This is a genomic window from Paraburkholderia sp. BR14374 (assembly GCF_040948685.1).
Taxonomy (GTDB): domain Bacteria; phylum Pseudomonadota; class Gammaproteobacteria; order Burkholderiales; family Burkholderiaceae; genus Paraburkholderia; species Paraburkholderia youngii.
Genome location: NZ_JBFPKF010000010.1, coordinates 102,435 through 124,400, shown reverse-complemented (window position 1 = coordinate 124,400; position 21,966 = coordinate 102,435). Strand labels below are relative to the sequence as shown.

Genomic DNA, 21,966 nt, shown 5'->3' with positions numbered 1-21,966 from the left:
CGAGCCATGCGACAAGTACTTCTGGTCACTTTCCGCCTCATCGTTCTTGCGTTGTGGGCCCTCGTCCCGGCCGTTGCATGCTCGGCGGGCGGTCCGTCTGCCGGGGCTGACCGCGGGTACGTCGCGCCCATCGCTGGTGTGGGTTCTGAGGCGGCGGAAGCACTCAATGCGCTTCAGGCCAGGGAAGACGCGGTCAGGCAGCGAGCGTCGAGGGCAACCGGTGATGCAGAACTGATCAAACTGGACTTGCTGAGCCGGCGCATGGTCGACGACGTCGACACATTGGTCGCAACCTCGCTGCAGCCCGAGCTCGAACGGACGCACGCGCAGCTCGATTTGCTCGGCGCGGCACCCATCGCCGGTGCAAGGTCCGAAACACCCGCCGTCGCCCAGCAACGCGACGCCCTCACGGCGCAGCAAACGCGGCTTGATGCGCAGCTCAGGCAGGCGCGAAGCATTAAGGGCGATCTGGCCAACGTCGATGCACAGATCGGACGATTGCTCCACGAACATCTGAAAGACCAACTGGCGCTCCGCACCGACAGCATTCTGAGCACTGCATTCTGGGCACCCATGGTTCACCCGGAAGCGGCTGACTATCAGAGTCTGCGAGCGCTTGGAAAGCAGGTCGAAAAGCAGATGCAACCGATGTGGCAACCGGGACGCTTCCTCGCCACCACGGTCCTTCTGCTGGCCGCGGTAGCCTGCGCAACAGTCGGTGCCAGCCTTCTTGAGCGAACGCTAGGATGGGTTTGCGTTCGCCGTCTGCCGGAAGGACGGCTGCGCCGCAGTGCTTTCGCGATATCGACCGTACTTGCGACGCTTGCGACCACGGTGGTTGCAATACACCTGGTCGGCGTGGCCATTGGCGGTCGACAAAGCTTGTCGCCCGCCCTGCAGACCTTCACTGACGAGCTTGTCAAGCACATCGTCAATTGTGCGTTGATCCTCGCACTTGGCAGGGCGTTCCTGTGTACAGAGCATCCTACCTGGCGCCTGCCTGCTATCGCTGATCCTGTGGCGCAGGCGCTCAGATCTTTTCCACGGACATTGGCCGCGCTCCTGCTATTTTCAGGGGCGATAGAGCAGATCAACAGAGCGGTGGACACCAGCCTTCAAATCACGATTTTCACTCGCGGTCTGGTCGCGTTGATCGTCGCGTTGGCCATCGGCGCTTCGTTGCTTCATGCGAACCGGGTACGTACCGCTCTGGCCGCAGCCGGAAATTCACCGGAAGGTCGGTCAACAGTTGCGGGTCTGATTCACGCTGCTGTCTGCGTTGTCGTAGTGGGCGCCCTGGCTGCATTGGTCTTCGGATACATTTCCGTTGCGCGTTTCCTGACCTACGAACTCGTGTGGTTCTATATCGTTCTGTGCAGTCTCTATTTTCTGGTGATGCTTACGCGCGATGTATGCGAAAGCATCTTTTCGCCGACGCATGCAAGCGGTAATGCGATCAAGCATCTGTTTGGCCTCGAAAACGCTCATCTCGCGCAGATTTCGACAGTGCTTACCGGGGTTTTCCGAAGCGCGCTCATCGTCGCCGCAGTCGTTGCGCTGCTCACAGGCGGTCTCGGAACAACGCCCGCGGACCTGATCGACAGCATTCTCGAGGTGCTGGGCGGCGACCGGCTGCGTGCGCTCAATATCGTCCCCGCTCACATCTTTAGCGCCGTGCTCACGGCCGGCGTCGGAATCCATCTGGTGCGGTCCGTGCGCAAATGGTTAGACAGAGAGTTGCTGCCTAAGACGGAAATGAGTCCCGGAATGCGGGCGTCGCTGCTCACATTGTTTGCGAACATCGGTTACGTGCTCGTCATGCTGCAGTCGTTGTCGGTGCTAGGCGTCAGATGGCACAACCTTGCGTGGATAGTCAGTGCGTTGTCGGTCGGAATCGGTTTCGGTCTGCAGGAAATCGTAAAGAACTTTATTTCCGGACTAATCTTGCTCGCGGAGCGGCCGGTGAAGGTGGGCGACATGATCAGTATCGCCGGCATCGAGGGAGACATACGGCGCATTAGCGTGCGTGCGACCCAGATCCAGCTTGCGGACAAGTCGACTGTGATCGTGCCGAACTCACAGCTCATCTCGCAGAACGTGCGCAACGTCACGATGGGAAACACCACACAGGGTATCGCCTCCCTGGTGCTCACGTTCGCCCTCGACGTCGACCCGGAGCAAGTCCGCGACATTCTTCTCGATGCTTACAGGGATCATCCTTCGGTTCTGGCACATCCGGCGCCATCCGTCATGTTCAGTCAGTTGACGCCCGAAGGCATTACGCTCACCGTTACGGGGCATGTGAGGAGCCCCAGGATCGCTGCCGACACCAAAAGCGAACTCCTGTTCGCCATCCTCAAGCGGCTCCGTGGCGCGGACATCCCTTTGTCGAACCCACGAACGGTTTTGATCCATGCACCGCGCGGTTGCCTCCCCAATGGGCTTGGGGCGGCTGCGGGTGGACCGCACCATAGCAGTTCTTCGTCAGCCGGCACCACGAGCGTACCGGCGAATACGCGAAATATTGCGAGCAGCGTCGAGGCGTAGCGCAGGTCTTGCGAGGATTGTCAGTCGACCGGCCTGCACAAAGCCATCAGCGCCGGTAAACGCCCTGCGCAGGCGGGCTGAAGATCGTCGGCTCGGTCCACGGCGACTGGACGCAGACGGTCGCGGAAAAGCAGGTCGCGGGCATTCTGCCGACTTGCCGCAGATCGACGGCGTCGTGACGCAAGGCGGCGACGGCTTCGGCGCCGCGCAGGCGATCAAGACGGCGGGACGGCCGACGCCGATCATCATCCTCGGCAACCGTCAGGAAGAACTCGCGTGGTGGGCCGATCAGAAGAAGAGCGGCTACGAGACGATGTCGGTGACCATTCCGCCCGGCGCGTCGGCGTTCGCGTTCTGGGTGACGCAGCAGATTCTGGCCGGCAAGAAGGTGCCGCACGATATCCGGATGCCGGTGCTCGAAGTGAAGCCGGAAGAACTCGATGCGGTGCGCGGGAAGACGCCGGCCGGTGCGCTGGCGAACAAGGAGTACACGCGCGACGAGGTGGTCGCCGTGATTGATGGGAAGAAGTGAGCTGACGGCGCCTCGAGCACCCACGCGGCCATCGCCCTGAGCCACAGACGACGCCAGGATTGTAGGAGCCGCACCGGTGTCTTTGACCGCTAGCGGCAATACGAACGTCGTTTTCGGCAACGCTTCGGCCGCGCGACGGCGCGGCTGAAGCGTTTGCTGGCCGGGCGATTCGTTGGAGGCCCAGCCTATGGCTGGATCGCTCTCGGCAAGCAGCGGGTCGCCCACGGCGCTGCAGTTTCACAGCTTCGCCGTTCAGCCCCACTGACGCACGCGCTGTGGTCATGGCGGTGCGCACATATGGGGGCGTCATCTTGACGAATGGGCGTGGCGAACCCCGTCATGCATAAATGTACTGAGCATTGACTTGGCACCCGCCTCGAGCTACCGCCGCTAGCAACGGCGAGTCAGATTTGAATGCCACCCGCCACTTCTATGCGCTGCGCGTTTACCCAACCAAAGTCATCCGACAAAAGACCGGCAATCACTGGACCCACATCCGACGGCAGTCCGGCTCGGCCAAGAGCGGTATGGTCGGCGACGGCCTTGTTGACCTGCGGATTGTCTCGCACGATGCCACCACTAAAGTCCGTCGCGATTGCGCCTGGCGCGACGACGTTGACCGCGATCCGGCGCGGCGCGAGCTCAAGGGCCATATAGCGCGTCAGCGCTTCAACGGCTGCCTTCATCGGCCCGTAGATCGCCCGCCCCGGAAACGCGAAACGTGCCAGCCCCGAGGAAATGTTCACAATACGTCCGCCGTCGTGGATGAGCGGCAACAGCTTTTGCGTCAACAGGAACGGCCCCTTGAAATGCACCGCGAACTGAGCGTCAAGCTCCGCTTCGGTGCCCGCTGCGAACGTCGCCGCTGACGACGTCCCTGCATTGTTCACCAGGTAATCGAAGTGTTGCGCGCCCAACTGCCAGAGTGCCTCTCGCAGACGTGTGACGAAATCATCAAATGCGCTTGCATCACCCACGTTCAACTGGAGGGCAAGCGCCTGTCCGCCCGTTTCGGCAACCATCGCACAGACCTTTTCCGCCTCGACGCGATTCGAGTGGTAGGTGAAGACCGAGCGGACTCCACGAGTCGCGAGGCGCAGAACTGTGTCGCGGCCTATCCCGCGACTGCCTCCGGTGACGACCGCGATTCTCGAAGTCGGGTGACGACCATTGTTTGTTGCCATTTGGCACCTCGCGGTAAGTTTGAAAACCTCAATTCTCCCGGCGGAGCCACCAGCAGTTAATACCCGAAGCTACCCAAATCTTGCCTGATCCTGCTGCGCTCACTAAGCTTGATCCACGCGCATTCTCCATGCAAGGCAGCTATGTCGAATGAACTGGCCGTTGCACTGCTTCGTTATATCGAAACGCAAACAGGAACAAGCCCATACCGCACGGCCGTGGACGGGCTTCTGATTCTGCGCTCCGACCACCCGAAACTGCCGACATTTCTCGTGGCGCGCCCAGCACTGTGCATCGTTGCACAAGGTGCCAAATGGGCCAGCTTCGGTGGGGCGAAACTGGAGTACCGGGCCGGACAGGCGCTGGTGGTCGGCGTTGAGACTCCGTCGCAGGGCCGCGTGTTCGAAGCGAGTCCCGACAATCCTTGCCTGGTTCTTGTTCTGGAACTCGACCTGATGATCATGCGCGCCGTTGCAAGGGAGATGTCGTCGCCCCCTGTGGCGGCAGGAGACGCAAGCCGCGGCGTGTTCGTTGCGGACTTCAATGGCCCGCTGGCCGATTGCGCGTTGCGGGTTGTACGCTTGCTGGATACCCCGGACGCGGTCGGAATTCTTTACCCGCTGCTCATGCGGGAGATTTGTTATTGGTTGCTAAGAGGTCCGAAAGGCCCCGAAATAGCAAAGCTGGCGTCGAGCGGAAATGCCTCGCACGGTGTTCTGCGCGCGATGGAAAATATCAGAACTCGATTTTCGCAGCCAGTGCGAGTGGAAGATCTGGCTAAAATCGCCCAACTAAGTCCGTCGGCGTTCCACCGTCACTTCAAGGCGCTGACCGGACTTTCCCCTCTTCAATATCAGAAGCAATTGCGCCTACTGGAGGCCCGCAGGCTGCTGCTGTCACAGTCGATGAGCGTTCAAGCCGCCTCATTTGCGGTGGGATATGAGAGCCCTTCGCAATTCAGTCGGGAGTACGCGCGGATGTTTGGCGCACCACCCAAAAGAGACAAAGAGGACTCAACCAATGCGAAGACGATGCGCGAGGCTGCTTGAGTTACTCCGGGGTTCCGGGGCTCCCGCTTCGTGAGCCCGCGCGTTGCAACGTAAGCGCGTCGGCATCTGTCTGCGCCAGTCAGAGAGTGACAATTTCAATGGGGACGGCTCCAGCACGGTTCCTGCATGGGAGTGCGCTGTATTGCACATAGCGGGCGCTCGCATCACCGCGTGGCAACGATGGTGAACGGCTGCAGGTGGCCACTCATTGCCTCGTGCAAGTCGATGCCTACGGCGTCTCAAACTCGGCCGTTACGTGATCTGCTGGAACACTCTGCAGCGCGTGCAGCAGTCTTCGGCATCGACCATTTCCGCAAGGTCATGTGCGGCCCGGAAGGCCAGAAGATCCTCGACGCGTTCACCGCGAAGGGCATGATCGCGCTGACGTCTACGAGAGAGGCGCGCGCTCGATGTACGCGAAGAGCGCAGAAAACAACTTCCCGACTCATGAAGAAGGCGAGCACTTCGAAGTCGCCACGGTCCATTCGGCAACCCAGCATACGATGACCCCCGAAGTGCTGGTGTTCTCGAAGAAGGTGTGGGACACGCTGACGCCGACGTCAGCCAACTCGCTCCACCATACGTTGACCTTGCCGACGAAGCCTCGATGAATGCTATAGGTCGCGCTCGAGAGGATCGTCTCGTCATGTCCGCTGGCTAGTACAACGGCTCAATGTGACTCAGCCGGACATCCAGCAAGTCGAGTCGCGCCTGTACTGCGTGTTCGGCAACGGCGCAAGGAGATATCGGAGCCCTTATCCGCCCAGGACCGCCAGATCATGATCCCTCCTGTCGCGAGACCATAGATGCCAATGACCGCACCGATCACGACAACGACGAATGATCCAGTCCGACGTGATAAATACTGGCTTGCCCTGCTCGCGGTCAGCCCAGACGTAGAGCGCGGTCGCAAGCGCATACGGGACGGCTGAAAGCAAGATGAATTTCAGACCGCCGGCAAAGAGCAAGAACACTGAATGGATCACGGCGGGGACACCTCATAGTTCTCTCAGTTTGGAAGACTATGAATCCATAAGCCGCCACGAACTGATCCGCAGTTCCAAGGTCGTGCGCAGGCTAGTGGCTTCGCGAGCGCGAACTACGACAGCCGCTCCTCGTCCCTGCCCGCATGTGGATTGCCATCTAATTTATCGTATATATCTGCGGTTGTGCCGCAATAGCCTATGTTTATTACACCGAATGCAATAGTGTCTTGCAAAGTAGGTGTTTACCCTTGTTTACTATTTCCTTACACTTCTCATGACGGTTGAAAACAAGCAGAAGCTTGCAACGTCCAACCAACAACCAAGGAGGTAGTAACCATGAAGCCCCTCGTTAAACTCGCCGCCTTTGTCGCTGCCATCGCCTTCGCTGCTCCGATTACGGTTTTCGCCGCAGCGAACGCGGCAGCAAACCATCCACTAACCCGCGCTGAAGTCCGTGAGCAACTGGTCGAAATAGAAGCTGCCGGCTACAACCCAGCCCGTGCGAACCCGCGCGAATATCCAGCGGATATCCAGGCTGCTGAAGCCAAGGTTGCTGCGCAACACGGGGACACGTCCGGAGTGGGTGGCGTCATAAGCGGTTCGTCCGCAGCGGGCGGCCATGCCTACACGAGCGAAGCAGCCCGCACCGGCCCGGGTTCCGTCTACTTCGGTCACTAACCTGCTGACTGCCGGACGGCTCTTCGTCCGACCGTCTTTCCATGGAAGTGCGCAGAGAGCCTGCGCACTGACCATCTCCGCTGAACGGCTAGGGAAACATCATCGCCGTCAAACGCCACTGTTTCATATCGATCAATTCTCCTCCCGAGGCAGCCATGAAATCAAAATTGCTCGCGCAACTCATGATTGCAGCCCTACTCGGTGCGTCGATCCCCGCTTTCGCCCAGCCTCACGACAATCAGCATCACAGTGACTGGTCGGCGCACGGTCCCAAACAACACGACATGCGTCCGCCGCCCGTTCACAGTCATGGCCCCATGCCGGAGGCCTATCGCGGGCGGCCGGGCGGCCCGATGCCGCACGCCGACTGGCGTCAGGGCGATCGACTTCCGCCCGAATACCGCAATCACAACTACGTCGTCGACGACTGGCGCGGCCACGGCCTCCGACCGCCGCCGCACGGTTATCACTGGGTCGGGGTGAACGGGGATTACGTGCTCGCGGCTATCACGACTGGCATCATTGCGGACGTCCTGTTCTCCAGCCACTAACACCGGCGGCAACAATGTCGACGAGGCTTCGCCTAAGATAAGAAAGCAGGATGTGCAGTCGTTTTGAGTTTGCCGCTGGTCCTCGGCCCGTTCGCGATGAAACTACTTCCACCACGACTGAACACCCGCCTGCAACTACGCAAGAAACTGCGTCGCGCTAGCGGGTTTCAAATCGCCATTGCTCATCGCCTCCGCCAGCTCAATGTGGAGGATTGGCGTTCGGTAACTGCTGGGCAGAGCTTTTATTTTTCGCCGGAATACCTGCAAATGATCGAAGCGGCAGGTCCAGCCAATCTAGAGCCGCGCTACGCCTTGATCTCGGATGACGACGGACCGCGCGCCACTGTCTGCATGCAAATCGTCCAGGTGAGCCTCGAGCACCTAGGCGAACAACGCAACCACAAACTCAAGGTTCCATTCAAAGAGCGCGTGCTTATCTGTGGCAACCTGCTCAGCTACGGGCAGCACGGCGTTTGTTTCGCGCCCGGCAGCACCCCTGCGGAACTGTGGCCCGCCGTGGCGGAGGCACTGTATCGTACCCGTCGAAGCGAAAAGCTGGACGGCCAGACCAACGTGATTTTGGTCAAGGACATTCTGGAGGCCGACAAGATGCCCAGTGCCTGCCTCGGGGAACTCAGCTATTCCGCCGTCGAAACCGAGCCGAACATGGTGCTGACGCTACCTGAAGGTGTCCATACCCACGATGACTATCTTGCGAGTCTCGCTTCCAAGTATCGCAATGCCGTCAAGTCCCAGATCTACAAGCCATTCGAGGCGGCTGGATTCCGGATCGAGCGTCTTGACCAGGTGACGCCGTTTTCTGCACGTTTGCAAGATCTCTATCTGCAGACCCACACTAATGCCAAATTGCGCCCGTTTATGTTGGAACAGGAATACTGGTCGGCGTTAGCGCTAGCTGCCGCTGAATCCATCGCGTTCCACGTCGCAGTCAAGGGAAGCCAAATTTACGGCTTCGTCGTTACGCTCAAGGATGCTGAGACCGCGGTCGTCTGGCACATCGGCTTCGATCGCGAAACAGCCGCCAATGGTGTGCCGCTATATCTGCGCCTGCTGCATGCGTCACTGACGCAGGCAATTGATTTCCGTTGCCGACGTGTCTCTTTCGGCAGGACAGCGCTCGCACCTAAAGCGCGCATTGGCTGCCGGCCGGAGCCGATGCAGATTTGGGTACGCCACCGCCAGCCTCTGCTAAACCAGGCCATCGGCCCTTTGCTGCGATTGATCCAACACGAAGATGCGCCGGAATGTTCTCCTTTCAAAAAAACAACGAACCACTCTGAAGGGGTTTAATAGTCGTCAGTTCACTTTGCATTGGATGCCAGCCCATCTCGTCAATCCGAAACCTACTTCAAGCTCTGCTAGGGAAGGTCTGCACAACTCGTTTTTCAGAGAGTTGGCCGTTTGCCACTTGCGTCTTATCAGCCATGAGAGTCTGCTGGTAGGTTGGTCGTCTGGCTTTTGAAGCGTGACGACCACTGTTTGCCGAGATTCGCGGCCTGAATCTGCGAGCGTTTCAAGCTTTCCACAAAGCCTTGCGTGCCATCCACAGGTTGCCCAGAGCAAATAGTGTCGTGATCTGGGCGGTGTTCTTCATCAACCCTCGGTACCGGGTCTTCGTATAGCCAAACTGCTGTTTGAGGACGCGGAACGGATGTTCAACCTTGGCGCGGATGCCGGCCTTCAGGCGTTCAATCTGATCGAATATCGCGTCCAGCCGATCGGTTAGGTCCAGTTGTCTGCGCCTGCCTGGTCGCATCGCGACATGCCAGCGTACCGCGTTTACCTGGCAGCGCTTTTCGATACCCTGATATCCGGCGTCAGCGTACACATCCATTTCCTGGCCGTGCAACAGCGCTTCGGCCGCATTGATGTCATGAACGTTGGCGGCTGTGCCGATGACCGTGTGGACCAGGCCCGACTCTGCGTCCACGCCGACGTGCGCTTTCATCCCGAAGTACCATTGATTTCCCTTCTTCGTCTGGTGCATTTCCGGGTCCCGTGTACCAGAGCTGTTCTTCGTCGAAGTGGGTGCGGAAATCAAAGTAGCGTCGATCGCCGACCCCACCTTCAGCATCAAGCCTTTCTCGCTCAGGATCTCATTGACCAGCGTGAGCATCTGCGCAGCCAGGCCGTGCGTTTCGAGAAGGTGACGGAACCGGAGAATCGTGCTCTCGTCCGGCAAACGCGTCATACCCTCGTCCAGCCCAGCAAATTCACGATACAGCGGCACGTCATAAAGCGCCTCTTCCATCGCCGGGTCTGACAGACCAAACCACTGCTGCATGAAGTGGATCTGCAGCATCGTCGCAATAGGAAACGGCGGCCTTCCAGTCTTACCCCTTGGATAGTTCGGTTCGATCAACGCAATCAACCTCGACCATGGCACAACGCGACTCATCTCATCGAGAAATTCCCGCTTGCGCGTGCGTTTCGTTGAAAGATCCAGACCAAGACCAAGCTGTGTCATCGAGGTACCCCTTAAACCTGCCTTCTCCCAGGATAGTCCACCGAGACGTCAACGTCAGAACTTTTGCAGACCTTCCCTAGAAGCGATGCCTGATGCCAACAACTACTTGTACCTGGCTCTGAGTTGTGGAGGCGGTTAGGCCGTTGAGGTTTGCGACCGCCTTCCCACCGGTCGAATCGGTGCCCGACGCATGCTGGTAAACCGCGACTGTGTAAAGGTCAGTCCGCTTGGATAGCAAGTAGTTAGCCCCGATCGTGCCTTGATTGTAAATTGCACCGTTCACGCCATATCCTTTCAGGTAGTTATAGGCGACGCCGAGGTGGAGGGCTGGCGTGAGTTGATAGCCGAGATTGACTTCAACGTCGTGGAATTTGGCATCGCCGCCTGCGCCGGTAGCCGGGAGACCCGGTAGCGTCCCGATATCCTTGAACTGCGTATTGCTGTAGACAACGCCGAACGTAGCGGCACCAACGACATAAGAAGCGCCTGCGACGAAAATCTGCTGGCTTTTTGCGGACGCATAGCCCGAATACACGCGGCTTCCAGACATGTTGGACCCCGTCGTGCTCGAGGCCGCGGTATTGCCAAAATAAGCAAAGTTAGGATCTCGCGCGTCAACGAAGGCGGTGCCAAGCGTGAGTGGCCCCAACTTGTAGTTCGCCCCGACCGACCAGATCTGATTCTGGTTGAATTTTCCAGCGACACCGCCAAAGCTGTAGAGGCCCGCGAACGACAATCCAGCGTACGACACACTGCGAAACTTGATCGCGTTGTTGACGTGGTTGCTACCATCTGTGTTATCCAAATCACCAGGATGGGCGCTGGCGAATCCACCCCACATCTGTGCCGCCACGAACATGTAGGTCAAATCGTTAATCAAATCATACTGACGCCCGAACGTAACGGTACCTAGGTTCGATGATGAAAAGCCGAGATAGGCTTGACGACCGAACTCGTCGCCCCCTTGGCCGAGCTTCCCGTTCGCAACACTGAAGCCGTTTTCTAGCACGAAAAGTGTTTGAAGTCCGCCGCCGAGATCCTCAGCGCCTCGCAATCCCCAACGGTTGCCACTCAGATTTCCGGCAACCATCGAATACTGCTTGTGACCACCAACGTTGTTCACATAGTTCATGCCGACGTCGAGCACACCGTAGAGAGTCACACTATTCTGAGCGTGTGCCGTACATGTGAACGAGGCTACGAGCGCCGCGGCAATCAAAGACTTTTTCATAAGAAGGTCTTGTGGTTGAATAAGAAAATGAAATAAATCGAACGACAGTCATCAAGCGTCGTCACCCGACTACCCGGCGAATGCGATGTGGTGGATAAAACTTCTCCCGTTTCGCTGCGTCGAGATGGATGTAGCCGGTTGCGGCGCAGCGCTTCGGGGAACGACGAAAACGCCGGCAATCAGAGTTGCCGGCGCCGAGGGACGCCTTCCTTACTTGATGACAAAGCGCGCGCTGTTCGTCGACTCGTCTTCTATCGTCGCGAGAGCGATCGCCTTGTCGTCCGCGACAAGCTTCACGCCGCAAGCGGCTGCAGCAAGTGCAGCAGGCCGGAAAATCGTTTCATTGGGCAGGAGCTCCAGCAGATAACCGTTGATCACTCGGGCAGGTGCGGCAGCACGAACGACAGTGTGGCCTTGTGCTCGTCCTGGTTCGCCTTCGCTGGTTCCGACGGCGGCGTATCGAGTGTTGCTACGACCACGTTCAGGCCCTGGTTGCGCACCTTGATCGTCACGGTGCCATCTGCACCGGTCTTCATTGGTTTGGAATCAGGGTCATTGACGAAATCGGGTTGCACGTCGACGCCGGGCGCGGGCTTGCCGTCGTAGAGCACCCGAACCGTGAGCGGCTGGCCCAACTGATCCGGCATCTGTTTGTCAACCGGTACGATCTGCAACTTCTGCCCGGGCAGTACGGGCATCGCCCCATTCAGGGGCCGGCGCAGATGCACCGCGTACTTGAACGTGTGCTCGCTGAACGTGGCGCCGGGCACCTCGTCCTTGCCCTTGTTTTGCCACTCGCCGTTCGCGGTCTTGCTCCACAGGCCGTAGTCCATCATCCCGGCAACGATTGCCGGCTGCGTGTCGGTATCCACCACGAGCAGCGGTCCGTTGGGCGTGAGATGCGTGGCGACCTCCTTGCCCTGCTCGTCGTAGGCAGTGACGCTCTTCACCTTGTGCTGGCGCTTGATGACATCCAGGTCGTCGCTGCCCTCGCCGTAGATCAGCGCCAATTGGTTCGAGCGCTGCGCGAAATAGATGCCATGCGAGTGCGCCAGGCTGGCGATGCCCATGCCTGCAATCAGGCTTGCCACGACAGCGAGTTTTCCGGTGATCCCCATTTGTGTCTCCTTCCAGTGGTTGAAACAGTTCCGCTCTTTCCATCTACAGATCGAGTACCAGCGTCCGGCTATTGGCACGCGAACAGCAGGGAGTGAATCGATCGTTTCTATTCTTCTCGTTGTCGGAGAGAAATACGTCGCGATGCTGCGGTTCGCCTTCCAGCACGCGCGTCACACAGGTGCCGCAGACGCCCTGCTCGCAGGACGCCGTAATATGGATTCCGCAATCGGCCAAAGCAGTGATTACCGTCTTGTCTGCCGGGATACGAATAGTCCTACCTGTGCTTGCGATCGTGACGTCGAATTCGACATTGCTGTCGGATTCCTTCTTCTCAACGCTGAAATATTCCCTGTGCACGCGGTCTTTGCGCCAGCCTTTCTGCAATGCGGTGTCGATGACGGCATTCATGAATGCCTCGCCGCCGCATACGTACAGGTGCATTCCGGCGTCGTGCGTCTGGAGAAGCACGGCCAGATCCAGCCGTTGCTGTTTCTCTTCTTCCGTGAAGTGGAAAAAAACGTGGTCGGCGAATGTCGAGCGCTTGATGCGCTCGACAAAGGCCGCGCGCGCCGGCGAGCGCGCGAAGTAATGCATTTCGAAATCGGCTCCGAGATCAGCCAGGTGTTCCACCATGCAAAGAATCGGCGTAATACCGATACCACCCGCGATGAGCAGGGAATGCTTCGCGGATTCCACGAGGGGGAAGTGATTTTTAGGAGCGCTGACTTCGATCAGGTCGCCTTCCTTGACCTGCTCATGCATGGCCCTTGACCCACCGCGCGTTGGTTCTGCCCGCATGACGGCAATCAGATAGCGATGTCTTTCCCCAGGAGGATTGCACAGCGAGTATTGTCGAATCTTTCCGCCGGGTACGTGAACATCGAGGTGGGAGCCGGCCGCAAACGGCGGCAGCGCTTTTCCAGCAGGGTCGACAAGTTCAAAAGATTGGATGTTCTCCGCTTCCGCCGTTTTTCTGGCTACTTTCAACGCGAGAGTCGCCCGGGGCCACACGGGAGCCGGCCGAGGCCGTCTGCCGCGCAGATAACTGCCGATGCCGGCGTAAGCCAATACCGGTACAGATAGCACGCCAATCAGTTGCAGCACTTGCAGAAATCCGCCGCTCAGCCAACCGTAATGCAGCGCAAGCGCCGTCAGGTAAATTCGATGACCCAGGCTGTTCTCCGCATATGAAGTAAAGCGCAACACTTTGCCTGTGTTCGAATCGACACTAACGTAGGAGAACGCATTTATATGCGGCGCGTCGCGTGCGACAAGATCGAAGTTGAAAGCATCGCCCGGCTTGCCAGGGTAGCGAATGCGGGCATATTCTGGTTGCGGCACCAGTGCCTCTGCGCGTTTCCAGAGGGCCTCGACTGGCAGGCGTTGCGTCGCGGCCTGCGCGACCGGTCTTGGGGAAGGTGCGGGGGGCTTCGATGCCGTCAGTGTGTAGAGCGCATCTCTCAAGAATTGAAACGATTGCAGCGCGCCGGTGAGCGCGCACGCAAGTACGATGAGGCTGACATACGCGCCAAGGGTTTTGTGCAGACTGAGCCAGCGCGTGCGACCGGTGAGGTTGGGCTTGATCGTGACGACTCGCCTGCGTTTGCGCAACGCCTCTGCAATCCACACAGCCAGGCCGCCACCGACCAGCACAATCGCGAATGTCAGCGCAAGCGTTCCAGCGACGACGCTTCCATTCTTCAGAAACTGAAAACTGTGCAGGCTGGCCATCGTACCGAACAGGCCGCCGTAACGATGCTCGCTGCCAAGCACTTCGCCAGTGCATGGATTGACGTAGTACCACCGGTCGTCGCTGAGGAGAACACGTGTGCTGGAATCCACGTCGGCGTATATGCGCACCTGCTTTGGCCGGCCTGCGGCTGGATTGGAAGCGCTGGCATTGCCAATCAACGTATCGAGCGGTAGGCGCTCTTTGCACGATTCGACCTTGAGCAGACCGTGGTAGATGACGGGTTCGAGTGGCTCCCGAAACAGCATGCCCGCGCCAGTAATCGCCACCATGACGACGAACAGACCGATGCTCAGGCCTATCACGCGATGTAACTGACGAATACGCTCACGTAGAGATACATGCATAGGATCCCCAATAACTGAAAAGGCCCTGGTCGATGACGAGCCTTGACAGTACGCGTACCCACTGCGAACCTATGAGTCCAATTCAAAAAGCTGGATAGGTCCAATGGCTGACTCGTTGCTTGCTGACCTCCTGATCGGCCACCTCCGCCGGGATGGGTCCGTACCACTACAGATCCAGATTGCGAACGGGATCCGGGACGCAGTATCGGACGGCACTCTGAAGGCTTCCACACGTTTGCCGTCTTCCCGAACGCTCGCGGCTGCACTAAAAGTCTCCCGGATAACCGTTGTAACGGCTTATGACAGGCTGTCGGCCGATGGCTATCTCCATACCGATTCCACGAGTGGTACGCGTGTCTCCGACAAGCTGCCGCAATCAATGAAGTCAGCGCCTAGGGAATCGACCGCACGAACCCTGTCCGAGCGCGGGCAGCGACTGATAAGCGCTCCTGCGGGCATCCAGGAACGCAAGGGGGCGTTCGTTCCGGGGGTTTGCGACACGGATTGTTTTCCGTATCAGATATGGAGGCGTATCCAGAATCGCTATCTCGGCGAGCAGCATGCGGAACTCATGGGCTACTCCAATCCGGGCGGATATCTGCCGTTGCGCCGCGCGCTATCGGAATATTTGCGCGTATCGCGCGCGGTTCGGGCCTCCCCGGAACAAATCATCGTGACGATGGGGAGCAACCAGTCGATTGACCTTTGCTCACGAATTCTGGCCGACGTGGGCGAACTGGCCTACATTGAAAACCCTTGCCACTGGGCAACGCCAATCCTGTTGCGCGCCAACGGGCTGGAAGTGGAGGCTATTGCTGTCGACAATAACGGTATGAAGCTCGAACGCTGTTCGCGCCGGGCTCGCCTCATAGTGACGACCCCATCGCATCAGTTTCCGATGGGGGTGACGTTGTCGGACGAACGGCGTGCCGGTCTGCGTGCGGCCGCTGAGCAGTGGGATGCATTCGTTCTGGAAGACGACTATGACAGTGAGTTCCGATATGACCAGCGTCCGCTTCCGTCTCTTCAGGGCGTCGATGAAAACGGCCGTGTCATTCTGATGGGAACGTTAAGCAAGGTCATGTATCCCGGCATGAGGCTCAGCTATATAGTTGTTCCGCCCGACCTGGTCGATTCCTTCGCAGCCGCTTCGTTGCGCTTATACAGACCAGGGCACCTTTCCTTGCAGGCAGCAATGGCAGACTTTATTGCGGACGGGCATTTCTCGAAGCACATCCGGCGGATGCGCGATATCTACGGGGCAAGACAATCGGAATTGCTCCGATGTCTGGACCAGTGCTTTGGCGATGCACTTGAAACATCACGGAACGCGGCGGGTCTGCATATGACAATCAGAATCCGTGATCTGCTTGACTTCGATACGACTGTATCGCGATCGCTTGAACAGGGAATTTACCTTCGCAGGCTGCACACGTTCAATCAAGGAGATCCGGGATTTCGCGACGGCTTTCTGCTGGGATTCGGTGCGCTCGAGATCGAAGCCATCCGTCCCGCTGTCCAGACCTTCGCCGGCATCGTCGAGAGCGTAATATCCGTGCCGGATTCGCGGTAATGCCCCTCACGCACTTTTCGCCAGGGTCGTACCGCTGCTCGCGAGGGAAGATTTTCACTAGCCGTCCGGGTGGACCGTCAGCGTCGATTGACGTCGCACGCGGGGTGCGGGTTCGCATAAGTCGGCCGCGAAGCGGAAAGGTGCGCGAGGAACCGGCGCAGACGTTGAATCGAACAAAGCACCGGCCCTTGATCTTGAAGACGTGCAGCTTGCGATGGTCATCAAGGGGCTCGCAACAAATGTCCGATCATCTCAGCGCAGGGATGATCAAACCGTCTGCATGACCATCCGTTCTGCGCGCAGCCAACAGCAAACGTCGGCTTGGACGGTCGCGCCGCCCGCCGCGCTGCCTCGCACGCCGCATCGACTTGTGCAAGGGCGAGGCGGGTATGGTCCAGAAATGCCCTGCCAGTGTCCGCCCGTGGAAGCAAAGTTTGTTGCACAAAAACGACGGCATTTTTTCTGAGAGTTCGAGTACAACGTTTGCGCACCAGTTTTTCATCGAAACTTTTCATTCAATTTCGTCCAATCGAAAAAAGGATTTAACAATGCTTAAAAGTCGCACCTAAAATGCCTCTTTCTGCTAGAGATTTACTGGTACTGCAAGGCAACGATGGAAAGACTCAGGGAACAAACGCTATTCAAAACATCTGATGAGCAGGTACTCAGCCTTGCAAGGCAGGTGGCGCGCATTAGCGAATTCAAAGCAGATGATTATGTATGTTTTCAGGGCGATACTGATTCGCCTTTAGTTATGCTGTTAGCCGGCCACCTGCGAGTGAGTGCATTATCGGAAGACGGACATGAGATCCCCATTGGTACGGCCAGTGCCGGCGAAATGGTCGGCGCTGTGTCGGCCATCAATGACATGCCGTTGCCTGGCAATATTGTCGCCACCCGTGACAGCAGCGTCGCTCTGATCAGTCGTTCCGACGCGCGTCGGATTTTTCGCGAGCCAGGGGTTGCGAGCGCATTGAATGGATGTCTGGCTCAATTGGTTCGGGACCTGGCGAAGCGCCAAACGGACCAAGGTGTTCTGGGCGCTACCGCGAGGGTGTCCGCCTGGATTGTTTCGACACTCATCGGCGCAGCTAGCAGTGAGCAGCAGACAATTGAACTTCCGAGTCACGCGTCGCTTGGAGCAATGGCAAATGTGAGCCGCGAGACAGTCTCCCGAGTTCTTGCGTCACTTACGCGACGCGGCGTGCTCGCAAAACGGGGCCGTCATCAGATATCAATTCTGGACTACGCTGCCTTGCGCGCAATTGCCAAAGGATCAGCAATCGCTTCTCGCTCTGTTATCTGAACGGACACAGTGGCGTGTAGAGATCTTCAATACGAAAGTGTCTGGCAACAGCGGTTCGAGCGATTCCCGCGACGCTTAACTCGTTCTTGTAATCCGCCTTCAAACGACACCCGACGTTTTCAGGTGACGGGATTTTATTAGCGGCAATTAAGCGCCACGTGATTAAAGCTCGGAATCCGTCTGTCCACTTGATATGCGAGTTCCGGGATGGCCGACGCAATGCGGACCACGACGGCACCCAGTACATCCGCCGCGACGTTGCCGTCGACGGACCGCTTGAAGAGGCACAACGCGCCCGCGACACGACGCTGCGCGTTGCATGACTGACTAAAACTGCAGGCGGCGGTGCGCCGAGCGTACCGCCCGTTGCGTTGTCGTGGCCACCGTTCTCTACTCGGCCGCCCACGACAACCACAGACAGATTCGCTGTGCAGACCGACCGCGCTGTGCTTCACCAAGCCGCCAACCCGCTACCGCCGCGGTACGCCGTCGCGCCACTCGCCCCAATGCGTGACGATGTCCTGCACGAGCGAATTGCCCGTCAGGAACAGATTGTTGATCGCGATCGTGAAGCCGCCCTGTGACGCGTAGTTGAGCAGATTGTCCGCGCTCGACTGGCCCGCGTAAGGCCGGTCGAAGTCCGAGCCGGCGCGCAGCACCGCTACACGGTCCAGGTCAACACGATGCGAGGTCGCCGCGCGCGTCAACGCCTCGAAAGTGGCGTTGTCTTCCTGCTGCGTCGTGCAATAGGTGCCCTTGCCGTCGGTCAGGATTTTCGTCCATTGCCGCGCGCGCTCGCCGAGATCGGTGCCCGACCACCAGGTGTCGCCCGCCAGCGTGTCGCATTGGATCACTGTGGGCGGACGGTTCGCAGGCGCATAGTTGTATTTGGCGCGGGCAGCCTGCGCCTGTGCGTCGTCGGTGAGCGTCACGTTGCGCGACAGCGCGAATGCCGCGTTCGAAAGCGCCGGATTGAGCTGGAACACTTCGCTGCGATAGTCGAGCGGCGGCTTCTGCGTCGGGCCCGTCGTGTTGATGCCGAGATAGCCGGTGTTCCAGCCCGGCGGAATTTCCCGCCCGTCGATCTCCCATTGAATCCCGAAGTCGACGAGCCAGTTGGCCCACGCAGCGGAACCGACGGTCCCCTGCAGCGGATCGATACCCGCGATGCCTGCCACCATGAAGTACGTATGACGCAAGTCGAAACGCGGCGAGAACGTCAGCGCCATGATCGACGCGGCGGCATTCGCGTGCCCCATGCCCGTCGTCATCACGCACACCTCCTGGCGATTGCAGTGCACTGCGGGATAGTCAGGAGACAGTCCCGCGACGGGGATGTCCTGCCACGGTCCGAGATGATCGAGCCACACCTGGCCTTCCGGACCGAACATCGAAATGATCATCACCTTGACCGGACGGCCATGCGATGCGCCGTCGTCCTGCGCGAAGCCGTCGTCGGTATGCGCGATGGCCGGTGAAGCTGCTGCGCCTGCCAGCAGCAACGATGAAATTGCAGCACCAAAAGCACGATTTCGCATAAGAGGTCCCACCCGATATGTAAGAACTGCGGTTCCAAAACGTGGATCGCGTGCCGTATTGTCGACCGATGTCGTGGTTTCTTGTCGGCGTGCAGCGTGGGACCTGGGCGTGAGCCGTTCAGGCGACTATGAGTATAAGCAGAGAAAGATATGAATTGGCAAGCGTTAGCGGAAATCGATGCGCAGTCCGAGGAGGGCTTCCACCTGTCTCAAGGTCCCATCGCGTCGCCATTGCAGGCACTTTATGTAGCAGGTCCGTGCAGGTGGCATGTCCGGCGGCAAATATGTCCATGCCTTTTGGTGTGTCGAGACCCATAATATCGCGTTCAATATTTCGCGCGGATGCCTGGGTGTCTTTCCATACCGCCTTGCTTCGTCGAACCGGAAAAGACTGGCGATACGGGCCCAGTCCGCGTCGCTCAGTGGTATGGATGCGGACATATCATTCAATCGTCTTCTTTGCTGCGGGCTCCCGCTCCGTCCCGTCAAATATTGATCGCATCATCGACCTCCTTTTTCCGAATCGGGTGCGACGCACCAGTCCCTCTGCCACGGCGGGGTCATGCCAACGGGATGCAACCACGGAGTTTCCGCCATTGCCTCCGCAACTCGGTCGAAAACATCGTAGGCAACCGTAAATCCGACTTCCATCGGTGCTGGCCGATTATGCCGTCGGAAATGGCTGGCCTGCTTGTCAGGATTTCCTTCGGAGTTAAACGACGTGCTTGCGCCTGTTGGCCGCATTTTCGTCGAGCAATTCCCATCGGACGACAAATCCCCTTCAAACAACTTCTTTGGCGATCTCGCGCATCGTCCGCCCTGGATCGAGCAGTACCTCGCGCGCCAGCTTCGCGCGACGCTCCACCAACTGCCGCACGCTGCGCATTTCACGACCGAAGTTCACGGTGATCGCGCCAACCAGCGCGCCCGCTTCATCAAGCCCGAACAACATGCAAGGTGGCTCGTTGAGTTGCCCGCGCACGATCCAGTCCGCCGCGGACATGTCGCCGACGAACTGCACGTTCAGGCCGCACTGATCGGTCCAGAACCACGGCGCGGTTTGCGCGTCGGGCGCGAGGCCGAGCATGGCGCGCGCTGCCGCAATGCCCTGCTTTTGCGCGTTGTCCCAGGTTTCGTGGCGTCGATAAGTCCCGCTGCTCGCGTCGTGCCGGCTCGCGACATCGCCCGCCGCGTGGATATGCACGTCAGAAGTACGGCACGCCGCATCGATCACGATGCCGTTATCGATCGCGAGCCCAGCGGACCGCGCCAGTGCAATGTCGGGTTGCGCGCCGACACCGTAGATCACCGCGTCGCCGGCAATTCGCGTGCCGTCCTGAAGGTTCAGAACGATCTCGCGGTTTTCGCGCGTGGCGTTCGCGAGCGTCGCGCCAAAGTGGAACGTCACCCCTCGCCGGCGATGAACATCGCACAGGAACTGACTGAGCAGCACAGGCGCGCATCTCCCCATGGCCAATGGCGCAGCTTCGATCACGGTGACTTGCGCGCTGAGATCAGCCGCACTCGACGCGAGTTCGAGCCCGATCACGCCCGCGCCGACCAGCAGAATGCGCTTGCCGGGGCGCAATTCGCTCGCGAGCTTGCGCGCATCGTCGAGTGTGCGCAGCGTATGCACGTTCTCGCCTAAAGCATCGAGTAGCGGCAACCGGCGCGCCTGCGCACCGGTCGCGAGCAGCAGCTTGTCATATGCGATCGATGTGCCGTTCGCCAGTGTCAGCTTGCGCGTTTGCCGATCGAGCGTGCTGACAGCCACGCCGATCTGCAATTCGATATCGCGCTGGGCGTAGAAATCATCCGCATGCACGGCACAGCGCGTTTGCTCGGGACGCAACAGCACATCCTTCGAAAGCGGCGGACGCTCGTAAGGCGGATGCGCTTCGTCACCCACCAGCAAGACACGCCCCTCGAAACCTTGCCGGCGCAGTTCGACGGCTGCATTCGCGCCAGCCTGCCCTGCGCCGACGATCACATAAACGGGACGATTCATGAATCCCTTCTCGCGAATCAAAGATGAAGACCACCCGCGACGTGACGAATGCCGCGAATGCCGCGAATGCCGAGACCGGCATCAGCATTAATCATCACGCCGCTCAGTACGCGGTTGTTCGCGCGCGAAGCCAGCATCACGTAAGGGCCGGTGAAATCGGCGGGCTCGGGGAAGAACTGCAGCGGCAGGATGCTGGCGATCGCCTCGGGAGAGCGCGAATCCATGATGCGTTTGTCCTCCTGGCCGAGTGCGGTCGGACCGCGCAAATCGCTCGCCATCCCGCACGGGCCGACGCCGTTGACGCGCACCTTCGGTGCGCAGGCCGAACGCGCAGTGACGCGGGCGCGTCACATAGGGCGCAAAAGCAGCTCGACTGTCACCATCGGCTTCGTGCCGGCCGCCGAAGTGCGGATTTTCCCGGGCATACTGCCGCGGCTGCGGCTACGCTTTCCCGAACTGAACGTCGATCTGCGCAGCATTCCGACGTCCGAGCAGGAGCAGATGCTGCTCGACAACGAAATCGACGTCGCCTTCATGCGCAAGCCGATCCGCTCGCCCGAGATCCTCTCTGAAGTCGTGCTCCGAGAACCTATTCTGGTGGTACTGCCGGTCGCTCATCCGCTCGCGCGATACAAGCGGATCAAGCCGGCGCAGCTGGACGGCGAAGCGTTCATCAGCACGCATCCGCTTTATTCGGGCGATGCGTATGACGTCGTGGACGGCTACTTCAAACAACATAGGCTGCAACCCAAGGTCATTCAGGTGGCGACCAATATCCTGCTCAAGCTGAACCTGATCGGCATGGGACTCGGTTACGGACTGCTGCCCGCCTATACCGCATCGCTGACGAATCCAGCGATCTGCACGAGGCCGCTGGTGGGACCGGTGCCCGAGATCGAACTGTTGATGGCATGGCGCGCCGGCAACCGCTCGCCTCAGCTTGACGCACTGCTGGAGCTGGTGGCGCACCGCTCGGACAGTAATCCGGGGGAATCCCGCAACGCCAGCTAAGCGGCGCAACAGCAAAGCGGGTTTAGTCGCAACAAGATGGCCAGCTCTGGCGTAGAGCGCCCGCGTTGGC

The 21,966-nt window shown here is 59.2% G+C and carries 18 protein-coding genes and 3 pseudogenes; 10 read left to right on the top strand and 11 right to left on the bottom strand.

Features of this window, described 5'->3' with window-relative positions; genetic code table 11:
• The first annotated feature begins 6 nt into the window (after positions 1–6).
• Positions 7–2,547 carry a DUF3772 domain-containing protein gene (locus AB3X86_RS23125; RefSeq protein WP_368597807.1) on the top strand — a complete coding sequence of 847 codons (2,541 nt, stop codon included), beginning with the start codon at positions 7–9 and terminating at the stop codon, positions 2,545–2,547.
• Positions 2,532–3,079, top strand: a pseudogene (locus AB3X86_RS23120) (substrate-binding domain-containing protein); the annotation flags it as partial. The gene AB3X86_RS23125 and the pseudogene AB3X86_RS23120, both read left to right, overlap by 16 nt.
• A gap of 404 nt (positions 3,080–3,483) precedes the next feature.
• Here the strand turns inward: AB3X86_RS23120 and AB3X86_RS23115 are convergent.
• Positions 3,484–4,263, bottom strand: coding sequence for an SDR family NAD(P)-dependent oxidoreductase (locus AB3X86_RS23115; protein ID WP_368597806.1), 780 nt, complete (start codon positions 4,261–4,263; stop codon positions 3,484–3,486).
• 141 nt (positions 4,264–4,404) lie between these two features.
• On the opposite strand from AB3X86_RS23115, the gene AB3X86_RS23110 reads away from it, so the two are divergent.
• The 5 genes and pseudogenes from AB3X86_RS23110 (at position 4,405) to AB3X86_RS23090 (ending at position 8,836) form a co-directional block, all read left to right on the top strand.
• Positions 4,405–5,310, top strand: coding sequence for an AraC family transcriptional regulator (locus tag AB3X86_RS23110; protein ID WP_368597805.1), 906 nt, complete (start codon positions 4,405–4,407; stop codon positions 5,308–5,310).
• Between the two features lie 300 nt (positions 5,311–5,610).
• Positions 5,611–5,867 (top strand): annotated as a pseudogene (locus tag AB3X86_RS23105) (TRAP transporter substrate-binding protein); the annotation flags it as partial.
• Between the two features lie 765 nt (positions 5,868–6,632).
• Positions 6,633–6,974 (top strand): DUF4148 domain-containing protein, encoded by a 342-nt coding sequence (locus AB3X86_RS23100; protein ID WP_368591899.1) that lies wholly within the window; start codon positions 6,633–6,635, stop codon positions 6,972–6,974.
• Between the two features lie 155 nt (positions 6,975–7,129).
• On the top strand, positions 7,130–7,525 hold the full coding sequence (locus AB3X86_RS23095) for an RcnB family protein (RefSeq protein WP_368597804.1): 396 nt from the start codon (positions 7,130–7,132) through the stop codon (positions 7,523–7,525).
• Between the two features lie 63 nt (positions 7,526–7,588).
• The gene (locus AB3X86_RS23090; RefSeq protein WP_368597803.1) at positions 7,589–8,836 is read left to right on the top strand and encodes a GNAT family N-acetyltransferase; all 1,248 of its coding nucleotides are present in this window, start codon (positions 7,589–7,591) and stop codon (positions 8,834–8,836) included.
• 223 nt (positions 8,837–9,059) lie between these two features.
• On the opposite strand, the gene AB3X86_RS23085 is transcribed toward AB3X86_RS23090, so the two are convergent.
• The 5 genes from AB3X86_RS23085 to AB3X86_RS23065 form a co-directional block, all read right to left on the bottom strand.
• A complete protein-coding gene (locus tag AB3X86_RS23085; RefSeq protein WP_368597802.1) occupies positions 9,060–10,013 on the bottom strand; it encodes an IS5 family transposase in 954 nt (317 codons plus the stop codon).
• Positions 10,014–10,089: 76 nt separating this feature from the next.
• On the bottom strand, positions 10,090–11,244 hold the full coding sequence (locus AB3X86_RS23080) for a porin (RefSeq protein ID WP_368597801.1): 1,155 nt from the start codon (positions 11,242–11,244) through the stop codon (positions 10,090–10,092).
• A gap of 210 nt (positions 11,245–11,454) precedes the next feature.
• Complete coding sequence (locus tag AB3X86_RS23075; protein ID WP_368597800.1) at positions 11,455–11,622, bottom strand: hypothetical protein; 168 nt, start codon at positions 11,620–11,622, stop codon at positions 11,455–11,457.
• Positions 11,619–12,362: a DUF4198 domain-containing protein gene (locus AB3X86_RS23070; RefSeq protein ID WP_368597799.1), complete on the bottom strand. Its 744-nt coding sequence runs from the start codon at positions 12,360–12,362 to the stop codon at positions 11,619–11,621. Before AB3X86_RS23070 ends, AB3X86_RS23075 begins: the two co-directional genes overlap by 4 nt.
• A gap of 43 nt (positions 12,363–12,405) precedes the next feature.
• The gene (locus tag AB3X86_RS23065) at positions 12,406–14,460 is read right to left on the bottom strand and encodes a PepSY domain-containing protein (RefSeq protein WP_368597798.1); all 2,055 of its coding nucleotides are present in this window, start codon (positions 14,458–14,460) and stop codon (positions 12,406–12,408) included.
• 103 nt (positions 14,461–14,563) lie between these two features.
• Between AB3X86_RS23065 and AB3X86_RS23060 the strand changes: the two genes are divergently transcribed.
• Positions 14,564–16,033 (top strand): PLP-dependent aminotransferase family protein, encoded by a 1,470-nt coding sequence (locus tag AB3X86_RS23060; RefSeq protein WP_368597797.1) that lies wholly within the window; start codon positions 14,564–14,566, stop codon positions 16,031–16,033.
• A 302-nt stretch (positions 16,034–16,335) separates the two neighbouring features.
• Here AB3X86_RS23060 and AB3X86_RS23055 read toward each other — a convergent pair.
• Positions 16,336–16,443 (bottom strand): annotated as a pseudogene (locus tag AB3X86_RS23055) (LysR family transcriptional regulator); the annotation flags it as partial.
• Positions 16,444–16,646: 203 nt separating this feature from the next.
• On the opposite strand from AB3X86_RS23055, the gene AB3X86_RS23050 reads away from it, so the two are divergent.
• On the top strand, positions 16,647–17,339 hold the full coding sequence (locus AB3X86_RS23050) for a Crp/Fnr family transcriptional regulator (RefSeq protein ID WP_176366223.1): 693 nt from the start codon (positions 16,647–16,649) through the stop codon (positions 17,337–17,339).
• A 470-nt stretch (positions 17,340–17,809) separates the two neighbouring features.
• Here the strand turns inward: AB3X86_RS23050 and AB3X86_RS23045 are convergent, their stop codons facing one another.
• From AB3X86_RS23045 to AB3X86_RS23030, 4 genes are all read right to left on the bottom strand, one after another.
• A complete protein-coding gene (locus AB3X86_RS23045) occupies positions 17,810–18,877 on the bottom strand; it encodes a purine nucleoside permease (protein ID WP_368597796.1) in 1,068 nt (355 codons plus the stop codon).
• A gap of 165 nt (positions 18,878–19,042) precedes the next feature.
• The gene (locus AB3X86_RS23040) at positions 19,043–19,318 is read right to left on the bottom strand and encodes a transposase (protein WP_176110770.1); all 276 of its coding nucleotides are present in this window, start codon (positions 19,316–19,318) and stop codon (positions 19,043–19,045) included.
• Positions 19,319–19,658: 340 nt separating this feature from the next.
• Positions 19,659–20,885, bottom strand: a complete 1,227-nt coding sequence (hcaD, locus tag AB3X86_RS23035) for a 3-phenylpropionate/cinnamic acid dioxygenase ferredoxin--NAD(+) reductase subunit (RefSeq protein WP_368597795.1) — start codon at positions 20,883–20,885, stop codon at positions 19,659–19,661.
• 17 nt (positions 20,886–20,902) lie between these two features.
• Entirely contained in the window at positions 20,903–21,109 is a 207-nt protein-coding gene (locus AB3X86_RS23030) for a hypothetical protein (RefSeq protein WP_368597794.1), read from the bottom strand.
• On the opposite strand from AB3X86_RS23030, the gene AB3X86_RS23025 reads away from it, so the two are divergent.
• Positions 21,075–21,896, top strand: a complete 822-nt coding sequence (locus tag AB3X86_RS23025; RefSeq protein WP_368597793.1) for a LysR substrate-binding domain-containing protein — start codon at positions 21,075–21,077, stop codon at positions 21,894–21,896. The two genes, AB3X86_RS23030 and AB3X86_RS23025, sit on opposite strands and share 35 nt — an antisense overlap.
• Positions 21,897–21,966: the final 70 nt, after the last annotated feature.